The organism is Shewanella sp. GutDb-MelDb, assembly GCF_002836075.1.
GTDB lineage: Bacteria > Pseudomonadota > Gammaproteobacteria > Enterobacterales > Shewanellaceae > Shewanella.
Genome location: NZ_PJBM01000203.1, coordinates 1 through 8,930 on the forward strand (window position 1 = coordinate 1; position 8,930 = coordinate 8,930).

Genomic DNA, 8,930 nt, shown 5'->3' on the forward strand with positions numbered 1-8,930 from the left:
TTGGGTCTGCTTACAAAATACCGAGAAGACAACAATGTGCAGAAAGTCGATTTAGGCGTTGGTGTGTACAAAGATGAGACCGGTCACACGCCTATTTTGTCTTGTGTGAAAAAGGCTGAAAAGTACAGATTGGACACCGAGTCAACTAAAGTTTACATCGGCCCTACCGGTTCTGCTGATTTTAATCGCCTAATGTCAGAGCTTGCTTTTGGCACCGAAAACCCTGCCATTATGGCCAATAGAGTTCGCACTGTATCCACCCCCGGTGGCACAGGCGCCTTAAGAGTCGCGGCGGACTTTATCAAACGTTGTAATCCTAACGCTGTACTGTGGGTTAGCGATCCAACCTGGGCAAATCATACTGGCTTATTTGAAGCGGCTGGCATCACGGTTAAGACCTACCCATATTACGATTATGAGACTAAATCACTCAAGTTCGATGAAATGAAAGCCGCTTTATCTCAAGTGGGGAGTGATGATGTAGTGTTATTGCACGCATGCTGTCATAACCCGAGTGGTATGGATCTGAATCAACAGCAGTGGGATGACATTATTGAGCAGACTGTTGAACAAGGCTTCACTCCGTTAATTGATATGGCTTATCAAGGCTTTGGTGACGGTGTTGATGAAGACGCATATGGCGTTAGAAAAATGGCAGCCAGAGTAGACAACATGATTTTATGTAGCTCTTGCTCTAAAAACTTCGGCCTGTACCGTGAACGTATTGGTGCCTGTTCTATCATAGGTAAAAACGCTGCAGCTAGTGATATTGCGTTTTCAGTGTTGCTGTATGTCGTCCGTTGCATCTATTCAATGCCGCCAGCACATGGTGCAGCTATTGTTGAAACCATTTTAGGTTCTGCAGAATTAAAGCAAGAGTGGCTTGATGAATTAACAGTGATGCGCAATAGAATAAATGGCAATCGCACCATGCTGGTTAACAAGCTAAAAGAGATAGGCGTTACTCGTAACTTTGACTTTATTACTCACCAAAAAGGGATGTTCTCTTTCCTTGGTATTACGCCTGCACAAGTGGCACAACTTCAAAGCGAATACAGTGTGTATATGGTAGATTCAAGCCGTATTAGCATCGCCGGAATCGGCACAGGAAATGTGGATTACTTAGCAAAGTCGATTGCAAAAATTCTTTAACAGTCAGCCAGCTAAATAAAAAGCCGCTGTTCAGCGGCTTTTTATTACTCAATTTATAAGCTTAAGCATTCTTTTTTGCAAATTCTCGCATAAAACCAACAAGTGCTATAACGCCCTCTAAAGGCATAGCGTTATACAAGCTTGCTCGCATACCACCGACACTACGGTGGCCTTTTAGGGCGACCAAACCAGCATCTTTGGCGGCTTCAAGGAACACACCATCAAGTTCATTGTTCACCAATTGAAATGTTACATTCATGCGCGAGCGGTTTTCAATTGCAACACCACTGGTATAAAAATCTAGTTCATCAATACATTGATAAAGCAGCTTTGCTTTTTCAATATTAATTTTTTCTACCGCGGCAACACCTCCGATTGATTGTAGCCAGCTAAAGACCTCTGCAGCCAAATACCAAGCAAATGTTGGCGGGGTGTTATACATAGATCCATGTTTGACGGCCAGTTTATAATCCATGATTGAAGATTGCGGTAAGCTAGGTAGGGCCAGCATATCGTCACGCACAATAACGATACTTAAACCTGACGGACCGATATTTTTCTGGGCGCCAGCATAGATGAGGCTAAACTGGCTAACGTCAATTTTGCGCGATAAGATATTTGAAGACATATCGGCAATCACAGGCCATGGGCTGTTTAATGGTTCAAAAATTTCAATACCATCGACGGTTTCATTAGGGCAATAATGTAAATACCGATAATCTTTATCGATTTGAGATAAATCAGGTAAGACTACAGCATTTTTCCCGGTAGATTTTTCGACGATGTTAATCGTGTCGATGTTCCTGTCGCCGGCGAGTTTTTTTGCCTCATCAACAGCCGCAGAAGACCAACTGCCATCGACTAGATATAAAGCGCGCCCATCTTCACCAAGAAAATTATTAACGACTGCAGAGAACTGACCTCGTCCACCACCATGCATAAAAAGAACATGATAATTTGCTGGGATATCCATTACCGCTCGAAGATCTGTTTCTGCTTGCTCCGTTAATGCAATGAACTCTTTACTGCGATGGCTTATTTCCATCACTGAAGTGCCCATACCGTTCCAATCTAATAATTCTCGTTGTGCTTTTTGCATAACAGCTTGAGGCAACATCGCAGGTCCGGCACAGAAATTATAAATAGCGCTCACAGCATTGTCCTTATATCATTTTCAGCTAACACATTAATAGGATATACAATAACCTACAGTATATCGTAACTAACAGCTGATTAGTGGTTAGAAAAAAATTAGTCATCAAGTAAAAATAGGCCGTTATTTTACGCTAAAACAAAATCAGTAATCACTAGTAAAGTCCTGCTTTTTGAACAACAATAGTAATCTTATATAAGAGCGTGGAGGTGAACATTGTTGCTTATTCATCGTACTGTTTTACACCGTTTGCACGATAAATTTAGCTGAGTTCCTTTAATGATGACTTAAGTTTACATGTTGAGTCGACTAATAAAAATTTGAATATTAGCAATATACCCCTAAATATTTTAGTCGTTATCAATTGTTACTCAGCGCTCATGGAAGCGCTCACTTTTAATTGAAATAACACAAATAAATGGTCAACTGGATATTTACATGTTTTTAAAATCAGCCTTTTTCTTCGGCACTATCTCATTATCTTTAAGTGCCTTGCTAAACACTCAACAAGTACAAGCCTCGCAATTTGACACAGTATCAGACAAGTTCAAACAGAGTTTTCATAGTCAATTAAAAAAGAGAAAAGTGCCTGGTGGTGCATTTGTTATTGTCGAAGGCGACAAGATATTAAAGCTCAGCTACTACGGGAAGCGCAGTAAAGGAGGCTCACTAAACGTTAATGCGAATACCGTATTTAGATTAGCATCAGTATCAAAAACCTTTGCTGGCTCTCTCGCGAGTATGTTGGTTCAAGAAAACAAATTGGATTGGAAACAATCGATAAACGCTTACCTCCCCTCCTTTTCATTAGCGGATCCCAATGGTAGTAAGCAAATTAATTTAGGACATATTATTGGCCAAAGCACGGGGTTAATGCCTAATAGCTACGATAACTTAGTTAATGCTGACGTGAACATAGAAAAAATTATCAGTAAGTTCTCTGAGTTAACACCTATGTGTAAACCAGGTGTGTGTTACAGCTATCAAAATGTGGCTTTTTCATTCATAGAGGCCGCTATTGAACAAAAAAGCGGACAAACCTATGAGAGTTACATCAATGAACGAATATTTAGACCATTAAACATGAACACAGCCTCTGTGGGTTTTGAAGCTTTCAAACAAGAAAGCAATAGAGCTGAGCCACATGTAAAGACAAAATCAGGTTTTAAAAAAGTAAAAGTTAAAGCTAACTATTACAAACTGGCTCCTGCTGTCGGTGTAAACGCCAGTATTACGGATATGTCCAAATGGCTAATCGCTAACTTAGGAGAAAGACCCTCGGTGTTATCTCCTGCAGTCATTGCAGATGTAACGACACCAGGGGTTAAAACCACAAAAGAACTCCGCCGTCGAGATTGGAAGACTTATCTTGATGATGCACATTATGGTAAAGGTTGGCGAGTTTATGAGTTTGACGGTCGCCCACTCATTTATCATGCGGGTTGGGTTGCAGGTTACGTCGCTGAAATTTCCTATTCACCAGAGCTCAATATTGGCATGGTGATGCTATTGAATGGTGAATCTAGAGTCATCGCAAAATTAAGTGCTACCTTTTGGCACGACGTATTTAAACAGCAAAAGTAATGCAGGCCATAAATCATCTTGATTGTATTAAACAAAATGTATAAACAACAGAACTAAAAAAGGATGCCAATTGGCATCCTTTTTATTGACTTAAACAACCGCGTTATGCGTCGTCTTCAGGTTTCTCATCTGTCGCTGGAGCTTCAGTTGTAGCCTCGGTATCAAGCGCTTCAGTATCAGGCGCTTCAGTGATGATTGGGTTTCCCTCTTCATCAAGCTCAACATCTTCATCTTGTATCTCATCAATACGCTGGAGACCAACAACTTTCTCGTCATCAGCAGTACGGATAATCGTTACACCTTGTGTATTACGACCAATACTTGATACGCCAGTAGCCGGAGTACGCACTAAGGTGCCTTTGTCACTAATCAACATGATTTCATCATTGTCGCCAACTTGCACAGCACCAACTACAGCACCATTACGGTCGCTGACTTTAATTGAAACCACACCTTTAGTGCCACGACTCTTAGCCGGATACTCAGATAACGCAGTTCGTTTACCGTAACCGTTCTCTGTCACCGTTAGAATCGCACCATCTTCTTTAGGTACAATCAATGATACAACAGACTGGCCTGCTTCAAGTTTAATACCGCGAACACCGGTAGCAGTACGCCCCATAGCACGTAACGCGATAATCTCTTCGCCGGTTTCCGGATCAATTTTAACTTCACCCGTTTCTGCATTCCGCGCTTTCTCGTTGAAGCGAACCACTTTACCTTCATTAGAGAACAGCATGATGTCGTCATTACCATCGGTAATATCTACACCAATTAACTGATCGCCATCTTTAAGGTTCACCGCGATAATACCGTTAGCACGTGGATTGCTGTATGCCGTTAACGCTGTTTTCTTAACCGTACCGTGTGACGTCGCCATGATAATGTACTTATCATCTGCGTATTCACGTACAGGCAAGATTGCAGTGATGCGCTCACCTTCTGATAACGGTAGCAGGTTCACAATTGGACGACCACGAGCAGTTCTGCTTGCTAGTGGTAATTGATAAACCTTAAGCCAGTACATCTTACCAAAATCTGAGAAGCACAAAATCGTGTCATGGGTATTAGCAACCAAAAGCTTTTCAACGAAATCTTCGTCCTTCACTTTAGTCGCTGCTTTACCTTTACCACCACGACGCTGTGCTTGATAATCACTTAACACTTGGTATTTCGCATAACCAAGATGAGAAAGCGTAACAACAACATCTTCTTCGTTAATAAGATCTTCAAGACTCATATCAACTTCGTTAGCATTGATAACCGTACGGCGTTTATCACCAAAGTTCTCTAATACTTCATGAAGCTCTTCAGTGATGATCTCCATCAGACGTTGTGGGCTGCTTAGAATAAGAAGTAGCGCTGCAATAACTTCAAGTAGCTCTTCATATTCAGCAATGATCTTGTCATGTTCTAGACCCGTTAGACGGTGCAGACGTAGCTCAAGGATGGCTTGTGCTTGTTGCTCAGTCAGATAATACTTGTCATCACGGATACCATATTCTGGTTCTAACCATTCAGGACGAGCAGCATCATCACCGGCCTTTTCGAGCATGCCTTTAACATGACCGAGCTCCCATCCCTGTGCAATCAGCTTAACTTTGGCTTCAGCAGGAGTAGGTGACGCTTTAATTAGCGCAATAATAGGGTCAATGTTTGCAAGTGCAACGGCGAGAGCTTCCAAAAGATGAGCTCTTTCACGTGCTTTACGAAGTTCAAATACGGTACGACGAGTAACCACTTCACGACGGTGAAGGATAAAGCACTCTAGCATCTCTTTAAGGTTAAATAGTTTTGGCTGACCATTCGTCAACGCAACCATATTGATACCAAAAGAGCACTGCATTTGTGTTTGAGCATATAGGTTGTTAAGTACAACCTCGCCTACTTCACCACGCTTGATCTCAATGACAATACGCATGCCGTCTTTATCAGACTCATCACGTAGGCCACTAATGCCTTCAATCTTTTTATCTTTAACAAGCTCTGCAATCTTTTCGATTAAGCGCGCTTTGTTAACTTGATAAGGAATTTCATGAACAATAATTCGCTCACGTCCATTCTCTTCGGTTTCGACTTCAGCAAGGGCACGCATAATGGCGCGACCACGGCCCGTGTTATAAGCATCAATAATGCCTTTACGACCGTTAATGATTGCTGCAGTAGGGAAATCTGGACCAGGAATGTACTCCATCAACTGTTCAATTGATAAAGCCGGATCTTCAATCAGCGCTAAACAACCAGCAATCACTTCACTCATATTATGAGGTGGAATGTTAGTTGCCATACCGACCGCAATACCTGATGAACCGTTAACAAGTAACGTAGGAATACGCGTAGGCAATACAGCAGGAATAAACTCAGTACCATCATAGTTAGGTACAAAGTCAACAGTCTCTTTTTCAAGATCCGCTAATAATTGATGCGCAACTTTATCCATGCGGATTTCGGTATAACGCATTGCTGCCGCAGCATCACCATCGACAGAACCAAAGTTACCTTGGCCATCGATAAGTGGATATCTCATTGAGAATGGCTGTGCCAGACGAACAATAGTGTCATATACCGCTGTATCACCATGTGGATGATATTTACCGATAACGTCACCAACGACACGAGCAGACTTTTTATAAGGCTTGTTCCAGTCGTTTTTCAATTCACTCATGGCGAACAATACGCGGCGATGAACAGGCTTTAAGCCATCACGAACATCGGGCAGTGCCCGTCCTACAATTACGCTCATGGCGTAATCTAGGTATGAATTTTTTAATTCGTCTTCAATATTAATTGGTGTTATAGATGAAGCCAGATCAGTCATAAACCGCTCGATCCCTTGAAATTTAGCACGCAATCCTTACAGATAAGAATAGTCATGCTTGAAAACGTGATTTGGCATTCTAACACAGTTATTTGACGGCGCTAGACCCAATACAGCATTCATTTACTATATGAAGTAATAGGCAATACTATTGATTAAAATCAAGGCATAAGTGTATTTTTTGGTCACTTTTAATGATTCCTAAGAAACGACGCGATATCCGCTTTGTTTATTGGCACTAATCATTATAATGAGCACAAAAGACGAATTAATCGATCTGAGGTAATTAATAGTGCAAAACAATCATAATGTCGATCCTGAAGAGATTGCTAAATTTGAAAAAATGGCCGCCACTTGGTGGGATCTAAACGGTGAATTCAAGCCTCTGCACAATTTAAATCCACTTCGCCTCAATTATATAGATCAAACCGCTGGTGGCATTTTTGGCAAGAACGTACTTGATGTTGGTTGCGGTGGCGGTATCTTGTCTGAAAGCATGGCGCGTATCGGCGCAAACGTGACCGGTTTAGATATGGGTGATGAGCCACTCGACGTCGCTCGTTTACATGCTTTAGAAATGGGTGTCTCGGTTAACTATATAAAGAACACCGCAGAAAACCATCGTGATGAGCACAGACAACAATATGATGTCATTACGTGTATGGAGATGCTCGAGCATGTACCCGATCCAAGCTCAGTGATCCAAGCCTGCGCAGATATGGTAAAACCGGGTGGTTTTGTTTTCTTCTCTACTATTAATAGAAATATGAGAGCTTATGTCGAAACAATCCTCGGCGCAGAATATTTGCTGAAAATGTTACCTGTTGGCACTCATGACCACAAAAAGTTCATTAAGCCTTCTGAACTCATTGCACTTGCGGATAACGCCGAGCTTATCTGTAATGATGCCGTAGGGATAACCTACAACCCTATTACTGATGTGTTTAAGTATACTAAAAGCTTAGAAGTCAATTATATGATTACCACAGTAAAGAATGACTGACAGTAACCCTTCTACAAAGCACCGTGCCATTAAAGCGGTGCTTTTTGATCTTGATGGCACACTTGCAGACACCGCTCCGGATATGGTTGATGCGCTAAATATCAGCCTGACCCAATTTGGTTACTCGACAGTCACCTTAAGTCAACAGCGTAATGTAGCATCTCATGGCAGCTTAGCCATGGTTCGCGCTGCACTTCCTAATGCCAATGATGATATTCAACGACAAGTACAATTGGCGCTGCTAGAGAATTATGAAAAGGTTAATGGTAACAACTGTGACTTATTCCCTGGGCTGTGGCCTTTTCTTAGCTTGTTAAAGCTTAATGATATTCCCTACGGCGTGGTCACCAATAAGCCTGCTCGTTTTACTCGGCCACTGCTGATTAAATTAGGCCTAGACAAACAGATGCCTGCCATTGTGAGTGGCGATTCAACACTTTATTCAAAACCTCATACCGCCCCTATGCTACTGGCGGCTCAGCAAATCGGTGTAAGTTGCCAACATATTCTTTATCTGGGCGATGCAGAAAGAGACATGGTTGCTGCTCGAGCAGCCAATATGCAAGCTGGCTTAGCAGCGTGGGGTTATATCGCGCCCAACGATGATATTAATGCCTGGCCAACTGACATTTGCTTTGCTAACTCAGATGAGCTGATGAAATGGTTCACGCTTCAGCTTAATGACTGAGTTATATTATCAGTATATTGATAAGTGAAGATCGCTCAAGGATCCTGCGATCTTCAAATCCATTTTTGGCTGTATAAATATTCATCTTCCGCTAGGAACCCAAATCAAAACAAGCTTTAAGGGTTAGCTGTTACTAACTGTCAAAATTATCCTCAAGATATCCACAACTTGTTCCCAGAATTCGTACTTGCAAATAACCCCGAACCTCACTATCTTGTACCTAAGAAATTTAAAAACACCATATATTGTGTGTAAGTGGCAATCAGAGACACTATTTAGCAGTTTGTGTCAATAAATTGGAAGCCACTGTTTTTCGGTTTCGTTTGGATTGTTTACAGGGAAATGTACGGTGCACCTATGCAGGTCACTTTCATCAATATAAGAACCAAGGTTTATCTTTAATGAATAGTAATATGACAGTCACAAAACGCAGTGGCGAACGTGAGACAATCGATCTCGAAAAAATCCATCGTGTTATTGAATGGGCGGCAAAGGGACTGACTAATGTCTCGGTGTCTGAAGTTGAACTACG

General features: G+C 41.8%; 7 protein-coding genes. 5 read left to right on the forward strand and 2 right to left on the reverse strand.

What is annotated here, in order from left to right; translation table 11 throughout:
- A partial coding sequence (locus CXF82_RS10095) for an amino acid aminotransferase (protein WP_102044129.1) occupies positions 1-1,152 on the forward strand: 1,152 nt, incomplete at its 5' end.
- 61 nt (positions 1,153-1,213) lie between these two features.
- On the opposite strand, the gene serC is transcribed toward CXF82_RS10095, so the two are convergent.
- On the reverse strand, positions 1,214-2,305 hold the full coding sequence (gene serC / locus CXF82_RS10100; RefSeq protein ID WP_102044130.1) for a 3-phosphoserine/phosphohydroxythreonine transaminase: 1,092 nt from the start codon (positions 2,303-2,305) through the stop codon (positions 1,214-1,216).
- Between the two features lie 438 nt (positions 2,306-2,743).
- On the opposite strand from serC, the gene CXF82_RS10105 reads away from it, so the two are divergent.
- Positions 2,744-3,889: a serine hydrolase domain-containing protein gene (locus CXF82_RS10105; RefSeq protein WP_102038739.1), complete on the forward strand. Its 1,146-nt coding sequence runs from the start codon at positions 2,744-2,746 to the stop codon at positions 3,887-3,889.
- Between the two features lie 103 nt (positions 3,890-3,992).
- On the opposite strand, the gene gyrA is transcribed toward CXF82_RS10105, so the two are convergent.
- A complete protein-coding gene (gene gyrA / locus CXF82_RS10110) occupies positions 3,993-6,707 on the reverse strand; it encodes a DNA gyrase subunit A (RefSeq protein ID WP_102038738.1) in 2,715 nt (904 codons plus the stop codon).
- A gap of 292 nt (positions 6,708-6,999) precedes the next feature.
- Here gyrA and ubiG point away from each other — a divergent pair, with 292 nt between their 5' ends.
- The 3 genes from ubiG to CXF82_RS10125 all read left to right on the forward strand — a co-directional run.
- Positions 7,000-7,710, forward strand: coding sequence for a bifunctional 2-polyprenyl-6-hydroxyphenol methylase/3-demethylubiquinol 3-O-methyltransferase UbiG (gene ubiG / locus CXF82_RS10115; RefSeq protein ID WP_101090237.1), 711 nt, complete (start codon positions 7,000-7,002; stop codon positions 7,708-7,710).
- Positions 7,703-8,398: an HAD family hydrolase gene (locus CXF82_RS10120; RefSeq protein ID WP_102038736.1), complete on the forward strand. Its 696-nt coding sequence runs from the start codon at positions 7,703-7,705 to the stop codon at positions 8,396-8,398. Before ubiG ends, CXF82_RS10120 begins: the two co-directional genes overlap by 8 nt.
- A 401-nt stretch (positions 8,399-8,799) precedes the next feature.
- The coding region (locus CXF82_RS10125; RefSeq protein ID WP_145991680.1) for an ATP cone domain-containing protein at positions 8,800-8,930 on the forward strand (131 nt) is incomplete at its 3' end.

Bases quoted from the DNA above. Each gene is read 5' to 3' on its own strand.
- CXF82_RS10120 (WP_102038736.1), top strand. From the start codon at position 7,703: ATGACTGACAGTAACCCTTCTACAAAGCACCGTGCCATTAAAGCGGTG.
- gyrA (WP_102038738.1), bottom strand. From the start codon at position 6,707: ATGACTGATCTGGCTTCATCTATAACACCAATTAATATTGAAGACGAA.
- CXF82_RS10105 (WP_102038739.1), top strand. From the start codon at position 2,744: ATGTTTTTAAAATCAGCCTTTTTCTTCGGCACTATCTCATTATCTTTA.